Annotated in this window: 20 protein-coding genes; 18 read left to right on the top strand and 2 right to left on the bottom strand. The window is 57.4% G+C overall.

Annotated elements, in window-relative coordinates; genetic code table 11:
* The 8 genes from BFP93_RS16190 to BFP93_RS16165 all read left to right on the top strand — a co-directional run.
* Nucleotides 1-1,779 (top strand): VENN motif pre-toxin domain-containing protein (locus BFP93_RS16190; protein ID WP_256095216.1); only part of this gene is annotated, 1,779 nt, incomplete at its 5' end.
* 296 nt (nt 1,780-2,075) lie between these two features.
* The gene (locus BFP93_RS27550; RefSeq protein WP_176717569.1) at nt 2,076-2,291 is read left to right on the top strand and encodes a DNA/RNA non-specific endonuclease; all 216 of its coding nucleotides are present in this window, start codon (nt 2,076-2,078) and stop codon (nt 2,289-2,291) included.
* 2 nt (nt 2,292-2,293) lie between these two features.
* Complete coding sequence (locus tag BFP93_RS27545) at nt 2,294-2,824, top strand: SMI1/KNR4 family protein (protein ID WP_083203172.1); 531 nt, start codon at nt 2,294-2,296, stop codon at nt 2,822-2,824.
* 225 nt (nt 2,825-3,049) lie between these two features.
* The gene (locus BFP93_RS16185) at nt 3,050-3,577 is read left to right on the top strand and encodes a hypothetical protein (RefSeq protein ID WP_256095215.1); all 528 of its coding nucleotides are present in this window, start codon (nt 3,050-3,052) and stop codon (nt 3,575-3,577) included.
* A 333-nt stretch (nt 3,578-3,910) separates the two neighbouring features.
* Entirely contained in the window at nt 3,911-12,166 is an 8,256-nt protein-coding gene (locus BFP93_RS16180) for a two-partner secretion domain-containing protein (protein ID WP_065893857.1), read from the top strand.
* Nucleotides 12,167-12,175: 9 nt separating this feature from the next.
* Nucleotides 12,176-12,808 carry a hypothetical protein gene (locus BFP93_RS16175; protein WP_065893856.1) on the top strand — a complete coding sequence of 211 codons (633 nt, stop codon included), beginning with the start codon at nt 12,176-12,178 and terminating at the stop codon, nt 12,806-12,808.
* A gap of 170 nt (nt 12,809-12,978) precedes the next feature.
* On the top strand, nt 12,979-13,446 hold the full coding sequence (locus tag BFP93_RS16170; protein WP_065893855.1) for a hypothetical protein: 468 nt from the start codon (nt 12,979-12,981) through the stop codon (nt 13,444-13,446).
* Between the two features lie 635 nt (nt 13,447-14,081).
* Nucleotides 14,082-14,525: a hypothetical protein gene (locus BFP93_RS16165; RefSeq protein WP_065893854.1), complete on the top strand. Its 444-nt coding sequence runs from the start codon at nt 14,082-14,084 to the stop codon at nt 14,523-14,525.
* A gap of 81 nt (nt 14,526-14,606) precedes the next feature.
* On the opposite strand, the gene BFP93_RS16160 is transcribed toward BFP93_RS16165, so the two are convergent.
* On the bottom strand, nt 14,607-14,864 hold the full coding sequence (locus tag BFP93_RS16160; RefSeq protein ID WP_065883145.1) for a hypothetical protein: 258 nt from the start codon (nt 14,862-14,864) through the stop codon (nt 14,607-14,609).
* 256 nt (nt 14,865-15,120) lie between these two features.
* Between BFP93_RS16160 and BFP93_RS16155 the strand changes: the two genes are divergently transcribed.
* The 9 genes from BFP93_RS16155 to BFP93_RS16115 all read left to right on the top strand — a co-directional run bounded on the left by BFP93_RS16155 (nt 15,121) and on the right by BFP93_RS16115 (nt 24,906).
* Nucleotides 15,121-15,813 carry a hypothetical protein gene (locus BFP93_RS16155; protein WP_065893853.1) on the top strand — a complete coding sequence of 231 codons (693 nt, stop codon included), beginning with the start codon at nt 15,121-15,123 and terminating at the stop codon, nt 15,811-15,813.
* Nucleotides 15,814-16,230: 417 nt separating this feature from the next.
* Nucleotides 16,231-18,819 carry an autotransporter family protein gene (locus tag BFP93_RS16150; RefSeq protein WP_065893852.1) on the top strand — a complete coding sequence of 863 codons (2,589 nt, stop codon included), beginning with the start codon at nt 16,231-16,233 and terminating at the stop codon, nt 18,817-18,819.
* Nucleotides 18,820-19,278: 459 nt separating this feature from the next.
* A complete protein-coding gene (locus BFP93_RS16145; protein ID WP_065883139.1) occupies nt 19,279-19,959 on the top strand; it encodes a CsgG/HfaB family protein in 681 nt (226 codons plus the stop codon).
* Nucleotides 19,960-19,988: 29 nt separating this feature from the next.
* On the top strand, nt 19,989-20,351 hold the full coding sequence (locus BFP93_RS16140; RefSeq protein WP_057010471.1) for a DUF4810 domain-containing protein: 363 nt from the start codon (nt 19,989-19,991) through the stop codon (nt 20,349-20,351).
* Nucleotides 20,348-20,998 carry a DUF799 domain-containing protein gene (locus tag BFP93_RS16135; protein ID WP_057725334.1) on the top strand — a complete coding sequence of 217 codons (651 nt, stop codon included), beginning with the start codon at nt 20,348-20,350 and terminating at the stop codon, nt 20,996-20,998. The genes BFP93_RS16140 and BFP93_RS16135 overlap by 4 nt, the downstream gene beginning before the upstream one ends.
* A 211-nt stretch (nt 20,999-21,209) precedes the next feature.
* Nucleotides 21,210-22,847: a vWA domain-containing protein gene (locus BFP93_RS16130; protein ID WP_065893851.1), complete on the top strand. Its 1,638-nt coding sequence runs from the start codon at nt 21,210-21,212 to the stop codon at nt 22,845-22,847.
* Nucleotides 22,848-22,986: 139 nt separating this feature from the next.
* Nucleotides 22,987-23,559 carry an RNA polymerase sigma factor gene (locus BFP93_RS16125; RefSeq protein ID WP_065893850.1) on the top strand — a complete coding sequence of 191 codons (573 nt, stop codon included), beginning with the start codon at nt 22,987-22,989 and terminating at the stop codon, nt 23,557-23,559.
* Nucleotides 23,556-24,107: a hypothetical protein gene (locus tag BFP93_RS16120; protein ID WP_065893849.1), complete on the top strand. Its 552-nt coding sequence runs from the start codon at nt 23,556-23,558 to the stop codon at nt 24,105-24,107. Before BFP93_RS16125 ends, BFP93_RS16120 begins: the two co-directional genes overlap by 4 nt.
* A 175-nt stretch (nt 24,108-24,282) precedes the next feature.
* Nucleotides 24,283-24,906, top strand: coding sequence for a LysE family translocator (locus BFP93_RS16115; RefSeq protein ID WP_065893848.1), 624 nt, complete (start codon nt 24,283-24,285; stop codon nt 24,904-24,906).
* On the opposite strand, the gene BFP93_RS16110 is transcribed toward BFP93_RS16115, so the two are convergent.
* Nucleotides 24,865-25,149, bottom strand: a complete 285-nt coding sequence (locus BFP93_RS16110) for a hypothetical protein (RefSeq protein WP_065893847.1) — start codon at nt 25,147-25,149, stop codon at nt 24,865-24,867. The genes BFP93_RS16115 and BFP93_RS16110 overlap by 42 nt on opposite strands.
* 579 nt (nt 25,150-25,728) lie before the next feature.
* Between BFP93_RS16110 and BFP93_RS16105 the strand changes: the two genes are divergently transcribed.
* Nucleotides 25,729-26,172 (top strand): hypothetical protein, encoded by a 444-nt coding sequence (locus BFP93_RS16105; protein ID WP_065893846.1) that lies wholly within the window; start codon nt 25,729-25,731, stop codon nt 26,170-26,172.
* Nucleotides 26,173-26,767 lie beyond the last annotated feature (595 nt).

Genomic DNA, 26,767 nt, shown 5'->3' with positions numbered 1-26,767 from the left:
GCAGACAAAATCACCGCCACCGTGGGTCGCGACCTCACGCTGCAAAGCCTGCAGGACACCGATAACTACAAGTCCAAGCAAACGGATGTCAGTGGAGGCGTCAGCTTCGCCATCATCGGCACCGGCGCCAGCGCCAACCTGAGCATCAGCAAAAGCAAGATCGACTCCAAATACCAGAGTGTGCAGGAGCAGACCGGCCTGTTCGGCGGCAAGGGCGGCTACCAGATTGACGTGGGCAACCACACACAGCTCGATGGCAGCGTGATCGGCAGCACCGCAACAGCGGACAAAAACCGCTTGAGCACCGGTACGCTGGGATGGAGTGTTTTAAAGAACAAGGCTGAGTACACAAGCCAGTTGCAGAGCGCCAGTGTGAGCAGTGGCAGCGATGGCACCAACGCGTTCATCAGCAATATGCCCACCGGCAGCTTGGTCGGATTTAACCACGGCGACAGCGACAGCGGCACCACGTCCTCGGCCATTTCCAACGGCACCCTCAACATCCGCGACCCTGCCAAACAGCAGCAGGACGTGGCAACGCTGAGCCACGATGTTGAACACGCCAACGGCGCCATCAGCCCCATCTTCGATAAGGAGAAAGAGCAGAAACGGCTGCGGCAGGTGCAGTTGATTGCGGATATTGGCACTCAGACGGTAGACATCGTTCGGACTCAGGGTCAGATCGATGCCGATAAAGAAGCGCGTGCTGAACTTGATAAGCGTGGCATCAAAGAGCCTGGAAAGGATGCCAAAAAAGAGGACGTCGACGCCTACAAGAAAAAACTGATCGCCACTGACGCTTATAAACGAATCATGGCCGACTACGGGGTCGGCGGTAATTACCCGCGTGTAGCACAGGCGGTGACAGCAGCATTGCAAGGGCTGGTTGGGGGCGATATTGGCTCCGCTATTGCGGGGGCGTCGTCTCCTTACTTGGCACAAGTGATCAAGAAAACCACCGGGGACAACGATGCGCTGAATACTATGGCGCATGCGGTATTGGGTGCCGTGGTGGCACAGGCCCAAGGCAACTCGGCGCTGGCAGGCGGTGCCGGGGCAGCGACGGGCGAATTGATCGCCCATCAACTGTACCCAAACACTAAAACGGCGGATCTGACGCAGGAGCAGAGAGAGACGGTGGTTGCGCTGTCCGGTTTGGCCGCTGGGCTGGCTGGGGGGATTGCAGGTGGTGACCTGAGTGGGGCAGTGACCGGCGCGCAAGCGGGCACTAATGCCGTCCAGAACAACTATCTGAGCAAGGCGCAGAAGGCTCAGAGAGACAAGGAAATGAGTGAGTGTCCGACGTTGGTCTGCAGTACAGGCACAGCTACGAAGTGGACAGCGATCGACATCGCGCAGGATGCCAGCTTTACACTCGGTACTGCCGCTGGCGCTGTTCTGGGGCTGAACGACACCGTTGATGGCATCGTCCGCACCGCAGGCAACCTCAAGGCGACCTATGCGGCGCTGAAAGCTGTAGTGGAGAGCGGTGGTGTTTGGGACGCGGTCAAGCAGCCGTATATTGATCGCATCGATCGACTGCAAGCGCAGTATGAAGAAGCCGGGCCCAGTGGCTCTTATAACGCCGGGGTTGAAACTGGAAGGCTGATCAGCGATATGGCTGCGGTCCTTTCAGCTGGCGGTGGGCTGGTGAAGGGTGGCGCCTTGCTGGCGGAGAAGGTTACGGCTAAGGTCGCTGCTCGAATAGAGTTGGGGGGGGGCGAAGGCAACTCCTTCAGGGCTGGTTTCTGGAGAAACTGGCTTTGTAGATGCTGGTAAGGCTGCTGCTAACGATGCGGATTTCGCGCCTCCAAAAGAAATTCCAGAAAGCAGCTACCCTTCGCTGGCCAGGCCAAGTCCAAATGCCCCAAGCAACGTAATTCTCGGCGAGCTTGACTCACTTGGTCGACCTACTGGAGTTACAGCAGTCCTTAGGGAGGATTCATTGGGAGGCGGTTCAAGCGCTAATCCAGCAATTCGACCTCCAGGTTTTGAAGGGCAGCCTGCTAACCATGCACGAGGACATTTGCTAGCAAATTCACTAGGGGGGGGCTGGTGATGATGCAAGAAATTTGGTGACACTTTTCCAGCGCAACGCAAATCATCCAAATATGAGTTCATTTGAGCGTCAAGTCAGGAGCGCGGTGCAGAGTGGTGAAACCGTAAGCTATAGGGCGGTGCCTATTTACACGGGTACAAATCCAATGCCAACCGGTGTAACGTTATCTGCTCGTGGATCAGGCGGTTTGACTCTTGATGTATCAATCCCAAACGTGAGTGGAGTTAAGTAGGAATGATAAATAAGCTGATTAGTCTTCTTTCGCCACCCTCTCAGCGAATCTTCGATAACACGGCTTGGGCGAACTTTGAATCTGAGGGAAATCCACGATTGCCGAATGATTTCAAACAATTAATATCAATTTACGGATGTGGGTCGGTAGACGATTTTTTATGGATTCTAGATCCATTTTCAAAAAATCCAAACTTGAATTTTGAAAAAAGCAAATACTTTATAGATGCATACGCTGTAATGAGGCAGGAGTTTTCGTCGGACTATCCGAGACCAGCTTACCCTGCGGAAGGTTCTTTTCTTCCTTGGGCGGTAACGGATAATGGAGAAACTCTTGTTTGGTTAGTCAATGGAGAACCAGAGTCATGGAAAGTTGCAATTCATAGCTCGGATCAGGGGGCGGAGGAGGTCTACAATTTTGGCTGTGTTGAGTTTCTTTTAAAGTTGCTTAGCAGAGATATTTCGTCAAAAATTTTGCCTAGTCAGTTTCCCCCTGATGATCTAGATAATCATTTCTTTAGGATTGCTGATTAGGTTTATAAGGAGGGAGTAGGGGTTGAGGGAGAAGGAAATAGGGGGCAGACCACGGTTTGCGTTTTTTAGAGTTCAGTGAAGTTGCTCTTTAAAAATATGGTTTATTTTTGGCGAAATAGGGTAGGCCACATTTTTGCGTTTTTAGAGGTTAGTAGAGTTGCTCTTTTAAATAGAAGAATAGTGGTCTGACCCCTATTTCCACTATTTCCATAGCTTGGGGTTAAAATGATGAAAGTTTATCAGGGTAATATTTCTAAAGAGTCGTTGAGTCTGTTTGTTTCAGATATTGGCTCCGGGGAGTTTTTTTCATATGTAGGAAACTTGGTTTCATTAGAACAGGCAATTTCTGTTCTGGGTTTGCTCTCTCCTGATTTTATTGAGGTCAATGGTCACATTTTCTGGCTGTCTAACGCTCAGCAATACGATCCGCAAAAATTTCATTTTAACGGGCTGGTTGAGACCGAATCTAGTGTGTTGGAACAGAGTACATCGCGTAAAGACGTTGAACGATACAGAAATATTTTTTCAATAAATCAGTTCTTTTCAAAGTGGGAGGATGCACCGGACCGACCCGTATTTAAAGTGGGCCTGTCGGAAGAGGATTATCGTCTTTGTCATTTATTTGCTGAACAGATCACTAGATACTGGAAGCGCGCGTTATCCGATGCCTTTCCAGAGAAGGTATTTCAGTTTGAAATTGCTGACGATCTTCTCGATGAATATGGCGTCTGTCTGACATTCTGGCAGTCGTAGTTTAAAGAGGGAAAGGGACTAGGGGGGCAGACCACGGTTTGCGTTTTTTAGAGTCACTTGCCCGCTGCCTCCACGCTATTCAACCCCAACCCACCCCTAAATTCCGATAAGTGGGATCCAATTCACACCTTACTCGCGAACTTTTCCCCCTTTCCTTGTACTAACTTATTCGGCGATCTGATGGCTAAGTAATGGCATTTTCTCGATATGGAAATAAGAACTGACGTTCTATCTCCAGCCAGCCTGACGATCGCATGTCGACAGTAATGAGCGAGCACCCAGCGCCGGTTACTGCCGCATGTCCTTAATGCCCGCTGCAACGAGACTACGAAAATGGATGTTCGACAATTCGCCTTCCTGGCCCGCCAACCTTCTGCTGCCCTGAAGCCGCGAAACGCATTCTTCGGCCTGCCCAAGCGCGGGCTGGCGTTGATCCTCGCCAACGCGCTGTTCTGGCAGCCGCTGCTGGCCCAGGCCGAGGGCATTGTGGTCAGCGCGCCGGGCACCACGGTGGGCGCGGCGGGTAATGGCGTGCCGGTGGTGAATATCGCCACGCCGAACGGCGCGGGTCTGTCTCATAACCAGTTCAAGGACTACAACGTCGGCCCCAACGGCGTGATCCTGAACAATGGCAACGGCCCTATGGTCAACACCCAACTGGGCGGGATCATTGTCGGTAACCCCAACCTCAAGGGCGGCGCGGCCAACGTCATCCTCAACGAAGTCAACGGCGGCAGCGCCAGTCAGTTGCGCGGTTATACCGAAGTGGCGGGGCAGTCGGCCAAGGTCATCGTGGCTAACCCGTATGGTGTGACGTGCAGCGGTTGCGGCTTTATCAACACGCCCAACGTCACCCTGACCACCGGCAAGCCGGTCATCGACCCAACCGGCCAGTTGAAAAGCTACCAGGTCGATGGCGGCGCCGTGACCATCGACGGCGAAGGCTTGAACGCCAGCAACGTCGAACGCTTCGACATCATCACCCGCTCCGCCAAAATCAACGCTCAGATCAACGCCCGCGAACTCAACGTGATCGCCGGGCGTAACGACGTCGATGCGCAAAGCCTGAAAACCACCGTGCGCGCCGATGACGGCAGCGCCAAACCCGAGCTGGCGATCGACTCGTCGGCCCTGGGCGGCATGTACGCCGGCGCGATCAAGCTGGTGGGCACCGAGGCCGGTGTGGGCGTGAAGCTCGACGGTACGCTCGCAGCCAGTGGTGGCGATATCCAGCTCGACGCCAACGGCCGCCTGAGCATGGCGCAGGCGGCGGCCACCGGTAACGTCAAGGTCAGCGCACAGACCGTCGACCTCACCGACAAGGTCTACGCCAACGGCAACGTACGACTGAGCAGCGCCCAGGACCTGGTCAACCGCAAGAGCATTGCCGCCGGCCAGCGCATCGAGATCAACGCGGCCAGCGTGAACAACCCCGGCATCATCGAAGCCGGCGTCGCTGCCGATAACACCCGCAACACCACCGGCGACCTGGTGGTGAACGCACAGACCGTCACCACCAGCGGCAACCTGCTGGCCAGCCGAGGCCTGGCGATTACCGCCGCGCAAGCGCTGACCAACCAGGGCGCGATCATCCAGGCCAAGAACATCGAGGTCAGCAGCGCCAAGCTCACCAACCAGGGCGCCACCGCACGCCTGTTCGGCGAGCAGAGCCTGGTGATCAGCTCGCCGGCGATCGTCAACCTCGGCGGCCTCATTCGCTTCGGCGAAGGCCAGGCCGCCACGCTCAACAGCGCCTCCCTGGACAACCGCCAGGGCCGTATCGAAATGGCTGGCGGCAGCCTCGCGCTGACCAGCGCCGACCTGAACAACAACGGCGGGCAAGTCATCGCCAACGACCTGAGCGTCAACGCCGGCAACCTGAACAACCAGAACGGCGTACTGGTAGCCAAAACCGCGACCGTCAATGCCAGCGACCTCGACAACAGCCTCAAGGGCCTGATCCAGGCCGACGGCGGCGCGCTCAACCTGAGCGTCGCCAACACCTTCAACAACAACCAGGGTTTCGCCCAGGCCAGCACCGATCTAAACGTTACAGCCGGCACCCTCAGCAGCAACGCAGGCGGCGTATTGAGCGCCGACACCGGCAAGCTCACGCTGACCGCCGCACAACAGCTCAACAACGCCCAGGGCCGCTTGCAGGCCGGGCAGGGCGATATCGAACTGCACGCCGCCAACCTGGATAACCAGAGCGGCGTAATCGTCGGCAAGCAACTGCTGCTCGATGTGGCTGGTGGCGATATCGACAACCGCGCCGGGAGCGTGTTGGGCGACCGCCTCGACGTACGCGCTTCCGGCCTCGACAACCGCAATGCCGGCCTGCTCGCCGGTGGCGCCCAGGGCGTAAGCCTGCTGCTCAAAGGGCCGGGCCAGTTGCTCAATGCCCAGGGCCGCATCCAGAGCGAGGGCCTGCTGCAACTGCAGGGCGAGCGCTTCGACAACAGCGCCGGCATCCTGCTGGGCCAGACTGTCGACGTCACCGCGCAGACCTTCACCAACAGCAACAAAGGCGCGCTGGTCAGCGATGGCGGCGACGTGGTGCTCAAGGTCAGCGACCTGCTCACCAACGTCGGCGGCCAGATCGACGCGGGCGAACGCAGCGTGCTGGTCAAGCAACTCACCAGCCTCAACAACGACGGCGGCACCCTGCGCGGCAAGCGCCTGGACATCGCCGCGCAGCAGTTGAACAACGACAACGGCCAACTGCTGGCCGGCGCCGAAGGCGTGACCTACAGCGGCCAGGACCTGAGCAACCGCAAGGGCCTGATCCTCAGCAGCGGCGCCCCCACCGTGCTCACCACTGCCAGCCTGCACAACCAGGGCGGCACCGTGCAGGGCGACAGCCTGAGCGTCACCGCCAACAGCGTCGATAACGGCAGCGGCGGCCTGATGGCCAGCCTGGTCGGCAACCTGCAATTGACCGTCGAAGCCCTGGCCAACCGTGGCGGCAAACTGTTCGGCAAAGAACAAGTGACCGTCAGCGGCGCGACCCTCGACAACAGTGCGGGCGGCCAGGTCAGCGGCAATCAGATCAGCCTGAACTCACGCGACACCCTCACCAACCAGGGCGGCCTGATCGAGGCCAACCAGGGCCTGACCCTCACCGGCGGCAACCTGGATAACAGCGCCAGCGGGCAACTGCGTGCGCTGGGCGGCGCCAGCAGCAGCGTCAACCTCAGCGGTGCGTTGAACAACCAGAACGGCACCCTCGAATTCGGCAGCCAGGCCTTCAGCCTCGACGCCGCCAGCCTCAACAACCAGAGCGGCATGCTGCAACACGCCGGCACCGGCCTGTTCCACCTCAACACCGCCAGCCTCTTCGGCAGCCAGGGCAATATCCAGGGCATGGGCAGCGCCGACTGGGCGTTCGGCAACGTCGACGGCCTGGGCCGCGTGCAACTCAACGACGTGCTCACCTACAAGAGCGACCAGGCGCTGGCCCTCAAGGCCGGCGACCGCATGGCCAGCGCCAAGGGCTTGATCCTCAACGTGGCCAGCCTGGACAACGGCGGCGAACTGCTCAGCGACGGTGACATCAGCATCACCACCGGCGATATGAGCAACAGCGGCCGCGTCTCGGCCCTGCAAACACTCACCGTCGCCGCCAACAACCTCAGCCAGAACGGCGGCCGCCTGGCCGCCACCAATACCCGCCTGACCCTGGGCGGCACCCTGGACAACCTCGGCTTCCTCACTGCCCGCCAGCAACTGGATATCGCCGCCGCGCAAATCAACAACCGTGGCACCCTCGGTGCCCAGGGCGCGGTGAACCTCACGGCGGTCAACGGCATCACCAATGCCGCCGATTCGCTGCTGTTCAGCGGCGGCGATATGACCTTGCGCAGCAATGGCTTCAGCAACAGCTATGGCGACGTCTACAGCAAAGGCAACTTGAGCTTCGCCGCACGGGATGGCGGGCGTGCCGTGCTGTTCAGCAACCGCTCCGGCACCGTGGAAAGCGAAGGCTCCATCGGCATCAATGCAGGCTTTATCGAAAACGCCAAGGACGAATTCGAACTCGGGCAGACGCTCACCACCGGCAGCCTGTATTGGGTTTGTTCGCAACACTGCGGCGAGAAAGACGACTGGGAACGTGGCGAGATCACCATCTACGAAACGTACCTTGAGGCGGCGACCAAGGATTCAGTATCGGCGCGCCTGGTGGCCGGCAAAAACATGCTGCTGCAAGGCGACAATGTGCAGAACCGCTACAGCCTGATGGCCGCCAATGGCGACCTGAGCATCACCGCCGGTGACCTGCTCAACCAGGGCGCCGCCACGCGCACGGGGCAGCGCAAGATTGTCGTCAACACGCCGGGGCACGTTCCCGACGATTTGTTTGAACGCATGCGCTATGTCGACGTTCCCGCGTTCAATGCGGCCACGGCAGCGGGGAATTTCGATAAGGCGCGCTTCGAAGAACTGAAAAACCGTTCGCCCAATAGCCGGCCTTTCGTCCACTCAAGCGACGTCACCACCTGGACCAGCAACGGCGGCCCCGGCTACGACGCCACCCTGCAGGCGGGCGGCACGGTCAACCTCAACGTCGCCCGCACCCTGCAAAACGGCACGCTGCACAACAACACCCTGGCCCAGTTGACCGGCACCCTCGGCGACGACCAGACCGGCATCCCCGTCGGCGGCATCAACATCAACCTGAGCAAACACGCCAACGACCCGAGCGCCCAGGCCCCCGGCAGCGTCTTGCCCGTCGTAGGCGTGGCCCCCGGCGGCGGCTTCGTACCGGTGGACTACACCGGCACCGCTTTCGCCCCGGTCGACCCCACCACCTCGCCCACCTTCCAACTGCCCAAGGGCGAGTACGGCCTGTTCGTCAAAAACGCCGACCCCACCAGCCATTACCTGATCGAGACCAACCCCGAGTTCACCTCGGTGTCCGGTTTCTTCAGCTCCGACTACATGCTCGGCAAACTCGGCTTTAACGCCGACAACGCCTGGCGCCGCCTCGGTGACGGCCAGTACGAAACCCGCCTGATCCGCGACGCCGTCCTCGCGCAAACCGGCCAACGCTTCCTCGCCGGCGGCCTGTACAGCGACGCCGACCAGTTCCGTTACCTGATGGACAACGCGCTGGCCAGCAAAGACGCCCTGCGCCTTAGCCTCGGCGTGGCCCTCACCGGCCAGCAAGTCGGCGCCCTGACCCACGACATCGTGTGGATGGAAAACCGCGTCATCGACGGCCAGACCGTCCTCGTGCCCGTGCTCTACCTGGCCCAGGCCGACTCGCGCAACGTGCGCGGCAACAGCCTGATCCAGGGCCGCGACCTCAACCTCGTCACCGGCGGCGACCTGATCAACGTCGGCACCCTGCGCGCCAGCAACAACCTTACCGCCATCAGCAGCGGCAGTATCTACACCGGCGGCCTGGTCGAGGCCGGCAACAACCTGAGCCTGCTGGCCCAGGACAGCATCCGTAATGCCATGGCCGGCGAAATTCGCGGCAAACAAGTCAGCCTCACGGCCCTCAAAGGCGACGTCACCAACGACACCACCGCCATCCAGGTGCGTGACGGCGTCGGCATGCGCACCCTCACCGACACCAGCGCCGGCACCATCGTCGCCCGCGAAAACCTCGCCATCGACGCCGGCCGCGACCTCACCAACCGAGGCGCGCTGACAGCGGGCAACGACGCAAACCTTACCGCCGGCCGCGACCTCAACCTCATCGCCGCCAGCGACACCAGCGTCAAACACGAGACCCGCGACGACGGCGAGAAATCCAGCATCACCACCGACGTCAAAAACCTCGCCGCCAGCGTCACGGCGGGCGGCAACCTCAACCTGCAGGCCGGGCAAGACGTCAACATCATCGGCAGCACCGCCACCGCCGGCAAAGACCTCAACATCGCCGCCGGCCGCGACCTCAACGTCGCCTCGGTCAGCGATGTGCACAACGTCGAAGGCAAGGAAAAACACGGCAAAAAACGCATCAAGACCTCGGACGACCAGACCACCCAGGTGGCGAGTGTACTGACGGCGGGTGGGGATTTTGTCAGCCAGGCCGGGCGTGACACCACGATTGTGGCGAGCAGGATCAGTGCGGGGAATGAGGCTTATCTGTATAGCGGGGATAAGTTGAGTTTGTTGGCGGCTGAGAACAGTACGCATACGTTGTATGACATGAAGGAGAAGGGCAGTTGGGGCGCTAAAAAGGCGCAGACGGATGAAGTCACCCGCACGACCCAGGTAGGCACCGAAATCAAGACTGGCGGCAACCTGACACTGAAAAGTGAAGGCGACCAGCTGTATCAAGTCGCCAAGCTCAACAGCGGCAAGGACATCATCCTCGACAGTGGCGGTGCGATCGTCTTTGAAGGCGTCAAGGACCTGCACGATGAGAGCCACACTAAGAGCAAAAGCGACCTCTCGTGGTTCAGCGCTAAGGGCAAAGGTAATACAGACGAAACCTTGCGTCAGAGCGAGTTGGTTGCCCAAGGAAAACTTGTCATCAAGGCCGCCGAAGGCATTCGTATCGACGTCAAACAGGTCGATCAGCAGACTGTAAGCCAGACCGTTGATGCGATGGTCAAGGCTGATCCTAATTTGGCCTGGCTCAAGCAAGCTGAAGCGCGTGGCGACATTGATTGGCGCCAGGTGAAAGAGATTCACGAGAGCTTCAAGTACGACAACTCGGGGCTGGGTGCCGGTGCCAAGATTGCGATTGCGATCATGATGGCGGCGATTATGGGGCCGGCTGGGTTTGGTCTAGGTGGCTGGCAACTGGCGGTCGCTACGAGCTTCTCTACTACGGGTGTTACCAGCACCATTAACAACAAAGGCAACCTCGGCAGGGCCTTGAAGGAGACAGTTAGCGCCAACAGCATCAAGAGTGCGGCAGTCTCTGGTTTTACTGCCGGCGCACTTTCTTATGCTGATACCAATTGGTTTGCCGGTGCAGACAGCGCTGGTGCTGGTACTGTCAGCGGTGTTAGCCCGAGTGCTGGCTCGACGTTGGCGGTCACCAACTCCCCGAGTGATATTTTCACTTGGACATCGGCTGGAGATATTGCACTACGAGCTGGTGGCCGCGCTGTCATTTCCAGTGGGATATCGACGGCTATCCAAGGGGGGAGCTTCGGTGACAACTTCAATGCCGCTTTACTGGGAGAAGCCGGCAACGTCGCCATGGCCACGGGCTTTAACTGGGTTGGCGACACCATCAAGTTCCCGGATGGCAGTGTTCAGAAAATCGTTGCGCATGCCTTGATGGGTGGATTGCTAGCTGAAGCGACCGGTAGTGACTTTAAAACAGGCGCGGCGGCGGCGGGGTTGAATGAAGCGCTGATTAACCAGTTGGACTGGGCGGCACATGGCAACGACGATGTGATGTTGATGCTTTCACAGTTGACAGGTCTAGTGGCTGCCGCCGCAGTCGATGGTGATCTTGAAAAAGGTGCAGAAGTTGCGCAAAAAGCGACTACCTATAACTGGCTCCTGCACAGTGAAATTGAAGCTGCTGATAAAAAACGCGCGGGCTGCAAGTCGCTCGGTGCGGGAGCTGGTGCATGCGAGCGAAAAATCATCAAGGAAATGGATGACCTCGACCAGTCCAGAAACCTTGAAATGCTTGATCATGAGCGCTCCGTTCAATTGGAGGCTTACCTCACTGGTATGACCTTCGATGAGTATCGCGAGGGGGTAGCTAGTTACTTTAATGGTTATGATCGTAGTGAACTTGTTTTTACCGGGTATGAACCCGCGAATAAGTTGAGTTACCGGACAGAGGCCCTCGGAATTGGTGCCGTGGATTACACCGCTGAACTTCCGGGAAAATTCGTGGCTGGGCTCGATAATCTCGTGAAGAATTACAAAGAGATCCCAGCAAGCATTGCTCAGTCGGTGAGTGACGGTTACGAGTGGTTCAATAGCCCAATCCCGGCGCAGGCCATCGCACGAGCTGAGGATAAGCTCATCTTCTCCACCCCAGAGCAGTTGGGCGAGAGGCTCGTCGATACGACGCTGGGTGCTGCTACAGGTGCGGCTGGTGGATTTATTGGTGGAAGGCTGGTTGACTGGGCTGCCGGGCGCTGGGCACTACGGGCGGGGATGGACGCTCAGGAAAGCAAATTTGTTTTCCGAAGCGACAACGATTTTTCATCTACTACGAATGAAAAAGGTGCGCCTAAAGCTTACATAAATGCAGATAATGATCTCGTACCACCGAACCTGAATGGTGAAGGGTCCATTCAGTCCCATATTCGAGGTGGCAACTCTAAGGATTCTCCTTATATATCTACGACAGATCCAGTTGTTGCTGGGGAAATAAAGAATTACGGGGCGCAGCAAATTGCTATTGATGTAGGACAAATGCAAAAAGATATAGATGCTGGTAAATTAGCAAATGTTGAATTTTTAGACAATGCGAGCGTTAGATCAGCGTTGCAGCAGAAGGTAGATCAGGCGGAAAGAAGATTTGCCGTGAAGGCCAGTGACGAAAATGCAAGGCGCTTAAAGGCTGCTCAACAGGATCTTGAGAATGCCACCAGAGATGGAGAGTGCTTAATAAAAGGCTGCGTTCCTTCTCAATATGTTAAGCCTGTAAAGAAATAGGTGACACGAATGAAAAAAGACATAGAGGATTTGCTCTATTCTGTTCCTCCAAATGCAGATTATGCGGTCGATGCTACGGATATAGATGCGGAGGATATCCCACGTAGCAGAGTACAAGGTGTCATTGAGCTATTGGGGCACTCTGAGGAGAGTATTAGATTTGCCGCAGCGAGGTTGTTGACTAGCTGGGGGTATAGAGAGGGATTATCTTATTTATCCAATGCTTTATGCCGTGCGGATGAAATTGGAGAACTCGAAGTTCATAGGTTGTACGGTTACGACGAAACATTCAAGTTGGCATTGGCTGCGCTGGTTGGATATTTCACGCGTTCCTCTGATAGAGGAAATGGCGAGGAAGCAAGGGGTGAAATTTTTGAACCAATTAAGAAAATAATTAAATTATCAAATAGTCGACCTTTTGAGATTTCCGGATTTTTTTGGTTGGTTGAGGATAAGAAATTTTATGAGTATATTCCAGAGCTACGTGAGCACCTCATCGTTGTGATTGAGTCACCTGATCTTCATAGGTGGAAAATTTACGATGTTTTGAGGCTTTTATTGAGGGTTGATAATGCTTTTGCCAGTAATTTTTTAGAAAAAATGAATAAGCAGCTAGATGATTTTAAACTGGGCGGCAAATAAGTTTCTCTTCTGCGAGAGAAAGGGACAGATTTATTTGGAAGAATAGTGGTCTGACCCCTATTCTGCGCTAGAAAAGGGCGCGGATTTATTTTAATTCGAGTTAGTAATAAAAAGCCAATTAAATATAGCTGTTAACTTTTGCAGTAAGTTGCTAGTCAAGGATGCGCGCAATGAGGTTTAATATGTATCCCAGTATAAAAGTGTTTTTCGCCTTCTTATTAATTCCGTTTTTTGCGGGATTGGCAGCTGTGCCATTTATGTTGATTTCGATAATAGTGACAGTGGTCGAAAATTCGTCATTGATAGGAGAGGTAAGAGGAGGTGAGGTTTTTTCGCTATTTATTACGGTTCCCTTGATGGCTCAATTGGTATTTTTTATCCCCGCTCTGGGTTTTGCTATATCACTAATTTTGATTAAGCCAAAAGGTGGATTTAAAGCCTACTTAGTGATTTCAATTGTCGGTGCTTTTGTTTCCTCTATATGGATGTTGGGTGTTATTTTTTTCTTTATAAGTAAGGTTGAGGGTTATCAGATAGCAAGAAATATATTTCCTATGGTTTTGAGTTTTCTGTTAGGGGGGAGCGCTACTTGGGTAGCCGCTTATTGCTTTCTACCTCAACGTCTACCTAGAGAATAGAGTGACGTGAGGGGCGTCGAGGGCAACCGTATTTTACAGAAATGTCAGAATAAGGGAGCGGAAGAAAACTGCGATGGAAGGGAAGGTTAGATGATGAAAGAATCCTCATTTAGCGAAAAAAGGACAGGTTTATTTAAATTTGCGATGGGAAAACATATTAAATGAAAGGTGATCATTTGTTTGACGGCTTAGTGTCGTAGATGATGCTAATCTTAACGCAACAAGAGCAGCCCAGAAAAATGTTCGTAATGATTACTTAGATTTTTTTTGCGAGAGTTCGGAAGCGGGAAAATTGAGTCGGCAGAGTTCACGCTTTATAACGGCTTACTAGATGTAAGTGATATTTTTGATGAGGAGACTGCGGCGTTATTTGAGGGTGTGATGATTTTTGTCGATGATATGCGTGGGGCGATGTGTGGGTTTTGATAAAAATGATAAATGGGCTGTAGTAGAAATAGATTCTGCAGATGTTAGCGTTAAAAAGTTGTATGATGATTTTTCTTTATTTATTTATTATCTGTTGAGTTGAGTTAGGTTGAACAGGGAGTTGGTAGGTTCAGTTGAGGTCGATGCGGCAGAAGAAAGGCTGATTAAATAATTTTTCACCATTGTTAAAATTATAAGGCGCGTTGGTAATGTTAGATAAGCAAGCGTATGAGCTGACGAGGGAAGATCTCATTAATTTTAGCGCTTGGTTCTTTCCGATGGACGCGACCGTGGAGGATGAGTTAACAGTCCGGCCGCTTACTGAAAAAGAAGCCTGCACGGATTTTCAAGTCGTTGTGAGAACCAGTTTTTTTGGAGCGCGCGGCTCTGTATATTTAGGGTTTTTGTATTGGAGCTCTATTACCCCGGTTGAATATGTTAAGCCAGTTATTTTATCGGAAGGCGGCGAAGCTATCTGTTTTTGGAATGGAATAATAAAGCCTCAATGGAGTGGTTCGGAATTTTCCGCTTCGCTTAGAGCGGACTTGCCGATTTCTTATATGTCGGAGCCACTTGTTGATCTTCCTTCACTTCGCGGAAAACTTGAAGGGCTTTATTATCTCGCCGAGGATCAGGTGTGCTGCATAAAGTGATAAAGGAGCGCGCCCCACAGATTCATTTAGCTCTGCAGTTAGCGCACAAAGCGGGCGACACAAAGGCCGCCCGATTTTCACTCAGGACGGATCGGCATTAAGCCTACGACTGATGACATCCAGCAAATCGCACCCATCGCGCAGCGGAATGGCCAGCAAATGGGCGAAGTCTGAAAGCACTACGGCATCGCTGCTGAGGTGTTCGCGAAAGGCCAGGTTTTCCAGCAGTTGGGTGACGGCCCGAATGCGGTGCACGGCGGCGTCGTGGAGGACGTCGAGAGGTGCCTGGGTGTCGATGATCAGCGCTGGGATGGTGCAGTCGTGGCCGGTTAGGGGCATGTATCGATTCATCATTAAGCTCTCTGGATTATTGAGGGCTCGTTCTTCGGGTCGCCAAACCCGGTCGCCTTTTGAGCGACCGCCGGACTATAAGCCGCACCACCAAACCCACGCAAGGCATCAAAATGCCGCCACGTCGAAGAGTGCCACCACGACCCCTAATGTCTTCCCACTCATTGCCGACATACTGCCGACGAGCGAACGCATCACTAATACGCCAATCCACAAGCCCCACCCCAAACATTAAAGGACCAATGTGAAAAACCTCCTCCTGATCCTCTTCACCACCCTCATCCTGGGCGGTTGCGTCAGCCACCCCCTCACTCCCGAAAACCGCGCGCAGATCAAGACCGTCAAAGTCCTGCCCGTGAAGTGGGAAAAGAACATGGTGTACTTCGGCCGCGAGCAGGCTTGGGGCGCTGCCCTGGGTGCTGGGCTGGGCGCGGGTGCCGGCATGGCCAGCGGGGCGTCCAAGGTCGGCACTGCGGCGTTGAGCGGTGCCGGGTTTGCCGCCGGCATGAAGCTTGGGCAGTTGGCCGAGATGCCGACGCCGGTGGCCATTCTGACGGTGATGGAGGCGGAAAAACTCGATGTAGGCGTGTTGCTCAAGCAGGGCTTTGTCGATGCGCTGGGCAAGACTTCGACGCTCAAGGTGGTCGGCGACGATGAACCGGCCGATGCGCAGATCCAGTTGACCGTGTCCGAGTGGGGCTTTCGCCTGACCCAGGGTTTCAGCAGCGTGATTTACCCCACCCTCAGCGTGGTGGCGCAGATGAATCGCGGCGATGAAATGATCTGGCGCACCTTTGAAACGGTGACGCCATTCAATGGCCAGAACGTTTATGGCTACACGCCGCTCACCTATCGCACCGACCCTGAAGCCTTGCGTCGGGCGTTGACCGGGATTACGCAGATTTCTGCGCAGTATCTGGTGAAGGAGCTCAAGTAAGTCTGATGGTGAGGTAACGCGGTTGGTTGGTGCGGGCGTGATGGTGAACGCTCAGGCACCGTGTGTTTCTGGTTGCTCGCGTTATCGTTGGGGATCTTCGCGAGCAAGCTCGCTCCTACGGGATTGGGGGCGTGTCGCATGGTTTTGAACATTTTGTTTATCTCGATGTCTTTACCCCGCCCACCCGCAACCGGTCGGGCTGCATGGACTGCAGCGTTTTCAAATGACATTAAGGATTGATGTGAACCTCTCCCTATTACGGCCTCCTGTCTGCCACCGCCTGCGGTGCACCGGCTCGCGCCTGCGATTCCCAGGGACGCCGGGAGAGCCTCATTCGGATCGATTGATCCTTTCGTACAGCACACCTACTGCTGCCGGGCGTATTGGCGGCTTTGACTGTAGTTCATGGAGTTTGAAATGAAGCGCAAGCAGTTCCAGAAAAGTCTGTTGGCAATCATGGTCGGCGCAATCAGCACGCAGGTGCTGGCAGTCGAGTTCGACCTGGGTCAGGGCAAGAATATTTGGGCCAATGAGACGTTCAGCGAGCCGGTCACCATTAACGGCAAGTTTTCCCGGGTGGTCGATTCCAGCACCACTGATCCCGCCGGTCTCGGCTTTGTGAACACCAACATTCAAGGCTCGCTGATCAACCGCGCAGACATCACGCTGGACTCACAGGGCAAAACCATTCGTGCGATCGCCATCGACCCGATGTTCTGGTCTGGCCCTTCCAATCTGACACCCGGCACCATCACCGGGGATGTGGTTCAGGCGGGCAATATCCTGATGAACCATGGCGCCTACGAAGGGCTTGAAATCGGTGCCACCACCATTGGTGGCAGCGTTATCAACTCCGGCACCATCCGTTCCACACCACCAGTGAGCGCCGAGCCGTTTCCAGGCTATCTGGGCGGTGGCGAAGGCATTTACCTGCACGGCACCACCATTGCGGGCGACGTTTCCAACACCGGTGTGATCGACATGGCCGGTCCGGATGCGATTGGCTTGATCCTTGACGTCAGCGGCGACACGCCGACCACCATCGGCGGCAAGCTGCTGAACTCGGGTTCGATTATCGCCACCGGTGAAGGCGCCTGGGGCATGGAAGTGGAAACCGACACCAACCCCCTGCGTATTGAAAACAGCGGCCTGATTTCCGCCACTGGCAATGAGGCGAGGGGGCTGAGCTTTTTCTCCGGCACCGTCGATTACATTCTCAACACCGGCACCATTGAAGCCAAGGGCGCGTCGGCCAATGCCTTCGATCTGTCCGGCGCCAGCTTTGCGCAGAACAGTGCCACGGGCGCACGGGGTATCGTCAACCGTGGGCTCATCGCGGCGGACGGCACGGCGATCCAGGTGGATGCGGCCAGGCAGGTCGCGGCGTTTGAAATCAACCAGCAAGCCGGCGAAATCCGCAGCAACAGCGGCATCGCCGTCGACGCCAACAACCTCGCCAGCCTGAACTGGACCGGCGGCAAAATCACCGGCGACCTGCTCAACCTCAGCGCCGTCAACATCGGCGGTCAGGCGGGTTTCAGCGGTAGCCGTATCATCGCGCCGGTGTCGGTCAATTCAGGTTCGCTGAACCTCTCGTCGCCCGGCACTGCAATCACCGGCGACCTCAATGTGGCCAGCGGTGCGGGCATCGATATGCACCTGGCCGACAGCGTGGTGCCGACCACGCCGTACCTCACCGTCAACGGCACGGCCAATCTGGCTCAAGCTTCCAAGCTGACGGTCAGCGCCAACCCGGGCGACTTCGCGGCGCCTAAAGCCGGCACGCAATACACCTTGCTGCAAGCCACCAACGTGCAGAACAACGGCGTAGCGGTCGCCAGCGCCTCGTCGTTGCTCGACGTGCTCAGCTACTCGGCCGACGCGCAGACGGTCAAGGCCGTGGTGGCGGTGAAAAGCGACCAGCAAGTTCAGCAGGAACTGGCGGGTGTCAGCGCGGGTGCGTCAGCCGCGACCGCCGTCAATGTGCTGAAAAACGATGTGCTCGGCGGGCTCAACCAGAACGATCCAGTGTTCCAGAGCCTGGCCAACGCCGGGACTGCGCAGCAACTGGCGCAACTCGCCGATCAACTCACGCCGGACGTCAACCGTGGCTCCCTCGACGTGGCGCTGTCGGGGCAAACCGTGGTCAACGGCGCGATCTTCAATCGCCTCACCGACCAGCGTGAAAGTCACCAGGTCGGCGGCGTGTGGGTGCAGGGCCTGAGCAGCAACATGGACCAGGACGGCCGTGGCGGCAACAACGGTTACTCGGCCAACAGCAGCGGCATGGCGGTGGGCGTGGACGGTCGTGTGAACGACACCACCACTTTGGGCGTGGCCTACAGCTACCTCAATTCCAACATCCATTCGGACCTGGGTAACAAGACCGACATCGAAGGCCACGCGCTGTCGCTGTACGGCAACTGGGCGCTGCAAAACTGGTTTGTGGATGGCAGCCTCAGCTACGGCCATAACGACAATGACAGCAAGCGCCACGTCGCGGGCACCACGGCCAAGGGCAGTTACGACAGCAATGTATTGTCGGCCAGCGTGATCGGCGGCTACAGCTTCAAGCCGTCCCAGGCGGTGGTGATCGAGCCGCGTGTGGCCGCGCGCTATGCCAACGTGCGCATGGATGGCTACACCGAGAAAGGTTCGTCGGCGGCCTTGAGCACGTCTTCGCAACGTTATGAAGTGGGCGAACTGGGTGCCGGTGTGCGTTTGGCAGGCAACTTGCCGATGGGCGCGGGCAGCCTGCAACCGGAAGCGACCTTGATGGCCTACCACGACCTGATGGGCGATCGCGTGGCGCAAACCTCCAGCTTCGTCGCCGGTGGTTCGGCGTTTACCGTGACCGGCGCATCGGTGGCGCGTGACAGCTACGAGGCCAGCGTGGGCGTGAACTACCAAGTGTCGGACTTCACCGTCGGCGCCAGCTACACCCGTCAGGCGCGCAGTGGTTTTGACGCCGACGGCGTAATGCTCAAGGCGCGTTACGCCTTCTAAGCCACACCGCAAAACAAAGTGTGGGAGGGGGCTTGCTCCCGATTGCGGAGGGTCAGTCAATGATGTGTTGGCTGGCTCGCCGCCATCGGGGGCAAGCCCCCTCCCACACTGATATCAGAGGCATCACGCTCTACGTAAGCAGGTTGAGACAGCGCAAGCTGCCCCGGCCCCGCTGCTCCGGATTCACGCAAACCAAATGTGGGAGGGGGCTTGCCCCCGATAGCGGTAGACCAGTCAGTAATGGGTTGACTGACCACATTGGATCTCCACATTCCAGAGGTTTGTGTTGGATTTCACTACTCGGGCCGAAACACCTTGAGAACCGCTCTTAACCCCGTAAAATGCCGCAGCCGTTGCATCACAGTCTTTCAGGGAAGAACTCAGGCCAGCATAGTGTCCAGGCTGCCTCTCTCCTTGGAAAACCCAGCAACGCTGATTTCCTCACCCAAGGAGCACCCTGTGAAGACACTCTCCAAAATCCTGCTGTCGGGCCTCACCGCCGCGGCGCTGTTGACCGTGGCCGGTTGCGCCACCGAGAGCAACCGCGCGATGCCGGTGGAGCAAGTCGCCAGCGCCCACGTCGCCTATTCCGGCGTGCGTGTGCCGATTGCCGTGGGCAAGTTCGATAACCGCTCCAGCTACATGCGCGGCATCTTCTCCGATGGCGTCGACCGTCTCGGCGGCCAGGCCAAGACCATCCTGATCACCCACTTGCAGCAGACCAACCGCTTCAGCGTGCTGGACCGCGACAACATGGGCGAAACCTCCCAGGAAGCCAAGATCAAAGGCACCGTGCAGAAGCTCAAGGGCGCTGACTACGTGGTGACCGGCGATGTGACCGAGTTCGGCCGCAAGGAAACCGGCGACCGCCAGTTGTTCGGCATCCTCGGCCGTGGCAAGACCCAAGTGGCCTACGCCAAAGTCGCGTTGAACATCGTCAACATCAACACCTCCGAAGTGGTGTATTCCACCCAGGGCGCCGGTGAGTACGCGCTGTCCAACCGTGAAGTGGTCGGCTTCGGCGGCACCGCCAGCTACGACTCCACCCTCAATGGCAAGGTGCTCGACCTGGCCATGCGCGAAGCGATCAACCGCCTGGTCGACGGCATCAACGCCGGCGCCTGGAACCCGCGTAACTGATCAGCCACACCACAAGGAGCAGTACACGGATGAGCAAGGCAGTGAAGTTGGCGCTGATGCTGACAGCAATCGCGACGGTAGCCGGGTGCCAGACGGCGCCCCAGCCCCTGTATCAATGGGAGAGCTACCAGCCGCAGGTTTACGAATACTTCAAGGGCGAGCCCAAGGAAGCGCAGGTGGAAGCACTGGAGCGCGATCTGCAGAAGATCAACGCCAGTGGCCGCAAGGCGCCGCCGGGTTACCACGCGCACCTGGGCATGCTGTACATGAACATGGGCAAGGATGATCAGATGGTGCAGGAGTTTCGCACCGAGAAAGCCCTGTTCCCCGAGTCCGCTGCGTACATGGACTTTCTGCTGAAAAACGCCAAGACCGGAGTCGCCACCAAATGAGCCTGTTAAAACTCACCGGCGCCTTGCTGGCCCTGGCGTTGCTCGGCGGTTGCGCGGCGCCCAAGACGGTTGATTATTCGGCGTACAAACAGGCGCGGCCCAAGTCGATCCTGGTGCTGCCGCCGATCAATGAATCGCCGGAAGTGCAGGCGTCCTACAGCCTGGTGTCGCAAGTCACCTACCCGTTGGCCGAAGCCGGCTACTACGTGTTGCCGATTGCTTTGGTGGACGAAACCTTCCGCCAGAACGGCCTGACCACCGCCAACGACATCCAGGGTGTGCCGCCGACCAAGCTGCATGACATCTTTGGTGCGGACGCGGCGTTGTACATCACCGTCAGTGAATACGGCACCAAGTACATGTTGATCTCCAGCGACACCTCAGTGACGGCCTCGGCCAAGCTGGTGGACCTGCGCACCGGCACCACCCTGTGGACCGGCGCGGCGCGGGCGTCCAGCGAGGAAGGCAACAACAACGGTGGCGGCCTGGTGGGCATGCTGATCACGGCGGCGGTCAAGCAGGTGATCAACAGCTCCACCGATGCGGCGCACCCGATTGCCGGTATCACCAGTGCGCGCCTGCTGTCGGCAGGGCAACGCACCGGCATCCTGTACGGCCCGCGTAACCCCAAGTACGGTACAGACTGACGATCTTCAAACACTGAAGATCAACTGTGGGAGGGGGCTTGCCCCCGATGACGGTACATCAGCCACTACTGCAGTGGCTGACCCACCGCTATCGGGAGCAAGCCCCCTCCCACATTGTTTTTTGCTGTCAGGTCAATTGGGGCTTAACCCGAACCTTGCGCACCCCACGTCTGACCTTGTGAACGGCTCATTCATTCACGAGGCCCAGCCCATGTCCCACGCTCTGCTCTCCCTGCGTCCTGCTGCCCAAGGCTTCACCGTTACCCTGCTGGTGGCGCTGGCCGGGTGTGGGCTGTCGTCGTCCCCTGACCTGGCGAAACCGGCGGAACCCGTCGCAGCGCTTCAAAGCGCCCCGGCCCAGGGCGCGTTGGTCAAACGCATGGCCATGCCCGCCCCAATGATGATGCGGGAGACGGCGACCCTGGCTGAGCGCAGCGAACCGCGCGAGCAATACGCCAACCTGCCCGACAACCCGGTGCATCGCGTCGCCGAAGCACCGGTCTCCACCTTCAGCGTGGATGTCGACACCGGCAGCTACGCCAACGTAAGACGCTTCCTCAACCAGGGTCGCCTGCCGCCCGAAGGTGCGGTGCGATTGGAGGAAATGGTCAACTACTTCCCTTACGACTACGCGCTGCCTACCGACGGCTCACCCTTTGGCGTCACCACTGAAGTCGCCGCCACGCCGTGGAACCCACGCACGAAACTCTTGCGCATCGGCATCAAGGCCTCCGACAAAACCGTGGCAGAACTGGCCCCGGCCAACCTGGTATTCCTGGTGGATGTGTCCGGCTCCATGGACCGTCGCGAAGGCCTGCCGCTGGTCAAAAGCACGCTGAAATTATTGGTGGATCAACTGCGTGATCAGGACCGCGTATCACTGGTGGCATACGCCGGTGAATCCCGCGTGGTGCTCAAGCCCACCTCCGGGCGTGACAAAACCACGATCCGCAACGCCATCGACCAACTCAGCGCCGGTGGCGCCACCGCTGGTGCGTCCGGTATCGAACTGGCCTACCAGATGGCCCGCGAAGGCTTTATCGACCAGGGTATCAACCGCATCCTGCTGGCCACCGACGGTGACTTCAACGTGGGCATCAGCGACTTCGACAGCCTCAAGCACATGGCGGCGGACCAGCGCAAAAGCGGCGTATCGCTGACCACCCTCGGCTTTGGCGTAGACAACTACAACGAACACCTGATGGAACAACTGGCCGACGCCGGTGACGGCAACTACGCCTACATCGACAATTTACGTGAGGCACGCAAGGTGCTGGTGGACCAGCTCAGCTCGACCCTGGCGGTGGTGGCGCGGGATGTGAAATTGCAGGTGGAATTCAACCCGGCACAGGTCAGCGAATACCGCCTGCTCGGCTATGAAAACCGCGCCCTCAAGCGTGAGGATTTCAACAACGACAAGGTCGATGCCGGCGAAATCGGCGCAGGGCACACGGTGACCGCGTTGTATGAAATCGTGCCGAAGGGCGAGAAGGGCTGGCTGGAGCCGTTGCGCTATGCCAGAGCACCTGCGGCTGAAAACACCTCGGCCGAACTGGCGACGGTGCGCGTGCGCTACAAACCGGCTGCGGACGGTGACAGCCAGTTGATCGAACGGGCCGTCGACAAAACGACTACCAAGCCCAGCAGCGAGCTACGCTTCAGCGCCGCCGTGGCCGCCTTCGCCCAACAGCTCAAGGGCGATGGCCGCTACACTGGCAACATGAGCTTGCAGGACACCGCCGCCCTGGCCCGCTCGGCCCGAGGCGACGACCCGTTCGGCCTGCGCAACGAATTCGTGCAACTGGTGGAACTGGCCCAAAGCCTAAAACCCTTATCCCGAGCACAATGAAGATCAAATGTGGGAGGGGGCTTGCCCCCGATAGCGGCCTATCATTACCAAATGTGCTGACTGACCCACCGCCATCGGGAGCAAGCCCCCTCCCACACTTGAACCCGCTTCGGCTTATAAAAAGGAGTCTGCCCACTACATGGCCGTTCCAGACGATCCACCCAGCGACGAATCGCTGCTGGCCCGCTACCGCACCGGCGACGCTGCTGCGTTCGAAGCCTTGTACGCCCGGCACCGCCAGGGCCTGTACCGCTTCCTCGTATCCCTGTGCAACAAACCCGAACTGGCCGAAGAAATCTACCAGGACACCTGGCTCAGCCTGATCCGCAGCACCACCCAGCCACAAGGCCGGGCGAGTTTTCGCACCTGGTTGTTCCAGATCGCCCGCAACCGCCTGATCGACCACTGGCGCAAACACGGCCTGCACAACCCGCTGCACGACAGCTACGACGAGTTGCTGCACGCTCAGCCCGACGACAGCGCCGGCCCCGAGCAGCAACTGAGCCTGAACCGCGACCAGGCGCGCCTCGACGCCGCCGTGCAAGCCTTGCCCGAAGACCAGCGCGAAGTCTTCCTGCTGCGCCTGCACGGCGACCTCGAAGTCCCGCAAATCGCCACCCTCACCGGTGCCCCGCTGGAAACCGTTAAAAGCCGCTTGCGCTATGCCCTGCAGAAATTGCGGCGCCTGCTGGCCGACGAGGTAACTGTATGACTGCCCCCCGAGACCCGAACGATCCGCGCGACGAAGCGCTGATCCAGCACTATCGCCAGAACAGCGCCGGCGAACCGCCCGCATTCCTGGACACATTCATTCTGAACACCGCCCGCCGCGAAGCGCCTGCCCCCAAGCCCAGCCTGTGGCAACGCTGGCTGCGTCTGTGCCGGCAACCGCGTTGGCAGATGACATTCGCCAGCGTGGCCGGTGTGGCGCTGCTGGCGGGCGTGATGACGCGCACCCCCGAGCTTGCCCCGGTGCAAAACACGCGCCTCGCCGCCCCGGCAGCTTTCTCCGCGCCTGCGCCCATGAGCGCGCCGCCGCGTGCCGAGTCGTTCAGCGCCGAAATTAACAGTGACGTCTTGCCCCAAGGCAAGCTGGCCAAGCGCGCAGTGCCTGACCCGCTGGAGCAGGGCTTGCAGGAAGTGTTACGCCTGCGCGCATCAGGTGATGAGGGTGCCGCGACGGCGAAACTGGCCGAGTTGCAAAAACGTTTCCCTGCGCAAAATCTTGAGGAGCGGCTTAAGGCATTGCAGTCTCAGTGATCCCTTGGCGATGGCATCGCGCGATACCATCGCCAGTCTGGGTGAAAGGGGTCATAAGTTTATGAATTTATAGTCAGTAGCGGGGCGTGTAATTACTGCTAAGTTAATCGCCGAAAAGACATCATTGTCCCTGCTGGCTGGCCTGGAGAGCTGCTGCTTCATACAAGGAGTTCCCATGTTCACAGCAGCATTGATCTACATCCTGGCGGTGATCAGCCCGGGCCCCAACTTCATAATTGTCAGCCGCTTCGCCTCGCTGGGCTCGGTGACCACCGGGATCGGCGCGACGCTGGGCATCTGCACGGTGGGCGTGTTTTTCTCGACCCTTTCCCTGCTCGGCCTGGCGGCCTTGTTGCACCAGTACCCGGCGTTTTCCAAAGTCGCCACGTTATGCGGTTCGGCCTACCTCCTGTATATCGCCTACAGCATCATCAAAAGCGTACTGGCCAAGAACACCGGCACCGCCGAAAGCACCGCCCCGGGCGTGACCAGTTTCGCCAAGGCCTACCGCGTGGGCGTCATCACCAATATCAGCAACATGAAAACCATCGCCTTCATGATCAGTATCTACGCCGGCTTTCTATCCGTGCCGCGCTCGGACATCGACAAAGTCCTGGTAGTGCTGCTGTGCTCGACCCTGGAAGTGATCTGGTACTCCGTGGTGGCCCTGCTGTTCGGCCAGGGCCCGATCAAAGCACTGTTTCTCAAATACACCCGGCAGATCGACGTAGGGCTGGCCGTGTTCCTGGTGGCGTTTTCACTGAACAACGCCATTCCTGTGCTGATAGCCAGTCGATGATTTCGCGGCCTTCAGTAATTGGGTGAAGGTATTAATTGCTAGGTGGATGTCATCTTGGGTATCTCCGTCCCATTCCTCAACCGTTTCTAACTCGGCTCGTAAGCTGACGATACGCTGTTCGATTTCTTCGATCTCAGCGGCACCGCATTGCTTAGCGATTGCCTGCCAACGGTCATCAGAGATTTTGTCGTCGAGAGCTAAGCCGGATCGGGCATTTACGATTAGGTTCTGGAGGTTACTCATCTGAGATCTCGGGTGGGTTGCAGAAAAAGGTGCTGGGCACCCTGACGATATACTGAGCATACGGGGCATGAAACCCGCGGGATCGAGTTAGTGGGAGGCATTGGAAGTTACTGAAATTTCAATCGTTGAAATTGAAAGGATTTTGATCGTTCCCACGCCCTGCGTGGGAATGCCGCCCGGGACGCTCCGCGTCCTGCTTTCAACGAAAAGTCCGGCACTTGTGCAAGGGTGACGCGGAGCGTCACCGGATGCATTTCCACGCGGAGCGAGGGAACTATCAAAAGCTGAAGAACAAAAAAGCCCCAAGTCTCTTGACCTGGCGCTTTTTCATTTCATATCTGGTGCCCCGGCGTCGTTTGAACTGGGTTGTAAAGTGCCAGTATTTTCTGGGCTTTTTAGGTTTGGTATCGGTTAGGCATACACGTGGGCATACACGAGGCTAACTGCTAGAGCCACAAAATCCGGTTTCTGTGAGAATTCATTGGGCGCCCGCAACCGTGCTGCAGGACAGAAGTGGCATTCTGCTGCTATACATCACGTCAGCATATTCGATGCCTCGGCAAATAAAAGGAGTTAACGATGAAGGTTCTTGCAGGGCTGGTTGGCGGCTTAATATTAGCCATTCTTCTTTCGACGGTCGTAGCCATCGCCGGAGCGGCTTCGCCAGGGGCTGGCGGTGCGACAGGCGCGATTGTGTTCTTCGTCGCATGGATCATTGCACTAGTCGTAGCGATTTATGCTCCCACTCCTGGCAAAGCATGGCGTCGACTTCTAGTGACCTCGGGCATCGCTGCATTCATGCTTCCCTTGTCCGGTATTATTTTCACCGGTAGCCATATCGCTACCAATGTCAGTGGTGCTCACTCAGGTGCAGAAACGGCGGGAGCGGCCATCGGTGGTACTTTGGTGAGTGGCTTTCTAGGATTTGTTGGCTTCTTCCTTGGAGTGATCCTGCTCGTCATCGGCTTGTTGGTGGGTCGAGATAAGCAGATCGTCTACATTCAATCTCCACCAAATTCCTAAGCGCATTCATCTGGATAGCGACCCCAAAGACTTTTCCCTTCACCTGGTATCGATCTTTCGTAGCGATACCCGTCGGAGTTTCGTGGCCGATAAGCGCTGGGGACCCTGGTGATTTACTAGCAGTACGGGGCATGAAACCCGCGGGATCGAGTCAGTGGGAGGCGTTGGAAGTTACTGAAATTTCAATCATTGAAATTGAAAGGATCTTGAAGAAAAAGGGTTATCGTTACAGCTTCGGTAAAGGTGGCTGTGTGTGTTGCTAATAGTGAACACCTGCATGGCGTCAACCATGGTGATGAGTGTCAACCACGTCAACCTGTCAACCTACGTACGAAAGACTGCCCCCTAACACCATCCCGTGGGTTCTTTGCCCCGTGTCCTTCAGAAATGCTGAGGGTCCCCCGCAACATCCCAGTAACCTTGTGCAATTGCACTGGTAAACCGTGGTTCACCCGGTTCACCTGTTCACTAAGCTGGGCACTTTTCCGCTAACACGATCACGCGGGTTTCCGACCCCGTATCCATCCGAGAGGCTAGGGGCCCCCACACTTTTTTTGCAGCATGAGGCATCGACCTCCCTTAAAAAGCACCGCTT

The organism is Pseudomonas sp. 44 R 15 (assembly GCF_900004965.1).
GTDB lineage: Bacteria > Pseudomonadota > Gammaproteobacteria > Pseudomonadales > Pseudomonadaceae > Aquipseudomonas > Aquipseudomonas orientalis_A.
Note: the sequence above shows the minus strand (reverse complement) of the source record. Positions and strands in the feature narration are given on the sequence as shown.

Bases quoted from the DNA above. Each gene is read 5' to 3' on its own strand.
- BFP93_RS16180 (WP_065893857.1), top strand. From the start codon at position 3,911: ATGGATGTTCGACAATTCGCCTTCCTGGCCCGCCAACCTTCTGCTGCC.
- BFP93_RS16135 (WP_057725334.1), top strand. From the start codon at position 20,348: ATGAGCCTGTTAAAACTCACCGGCGCCTTGCTGGCCCTGGCGTTGCTC.
- BFP93_RS16165 (WP_065893854.1), top strand. From the start codon at position 14,082: ATGTTAGATAAGCAAGCGTATGAGCTGACGAGGGAAGATCTCATTAAT.
- BFP93_RS27545 (WP_083203172.1), top strand. From the start codon at position 2,294: ATGATAAATAAGCTGATTAGTCTTCTTTCGCCACCCTCTCAGCGAATC.
- BFP93_RS16140 (WP_057010471.1), top strand. From the start codon at position 19,989: ATGAGCAAGGCAGTGAAGTTGGCGCTGATGCTGACAGCAATCGCGACG.
- BFP93_RS16105 (WP_065893846.1), top strand. From the start codon at position 25,729: ATGAAGGTTCTTGCAGGGCTGGTTGGCGGCTTAATATTAGCCATTCTT.
- BFP93_RS16115 (WP_065893848.1), top strand. From the start codon at position 24,283: ATGTTCACAGCAGCATTGATCTACATCCTGGCGGTGATCAGCCCGGGC.
- BFP93_RS16185 (WP_256095215.1), top strand. From the start codon at position 3,050: ATGATGAAAGTTTATCAGGGTAATATTTCTAAAGAGTCGTTGAGTCTG.
- BFP93_RS16175 (WP_065893856.1), top strand. From the start codon at position 12,176: ATGAAAAAAGACATAGAGGATTTGCTCTATTCTGTTCCTCCAAATGCA.
- BFP93_RS16110 (WP_065893847.1), bottom strand. From the start codon at position 25,149: ATGAGTAACCTCCAGAACCTAATCGTAAATGCCCGATCCGGCTTAGCT.
- BFP93_RS16160 (WP_065883145.1), bottom strand. From the start codon at position 14,864: ATGCCCCTAACCGGCCACGACTGCACCATCCCAGCGCTGATCATCGAC.
- BFP93_RS16120 (WP_065893849.1), top strand. From the start codon at position 23,556: ATGACTGCCCCCCGAGACCCGAACGATCCGCGCGACGAAGCGCTGATC.
- BFP93_RS16170 (WP_065893855.1), top strand. From the start codon at position 12,979: ATGAGGTTTAATATGTATCCCAGTATAAAAGTGTTTTTCGCCTTCTTA.
- BFP93_RS16130 (WP_065893851.1), top strand. From the start codon at position 21,210: ATGTCCCACGCTCTGCTCTCCCTGCGTCCTGCTGCCCAAGGCTTCACC.
- BFP93_RS16150 (WP_065893852.1), top strand. From the start codon at position 16,231: ATGAAGCGCAAGCAGTTCCAGAAAAGTCTGTTGGCAATCATGGTCGGC.
- BFP93_RS16125 (WP_065893850.1), top strand. From the start codon at position 22,987: ATGGCCGTTCCAGACGATCCACCCAGCGACGAATCGCTGCTGGCCCGC.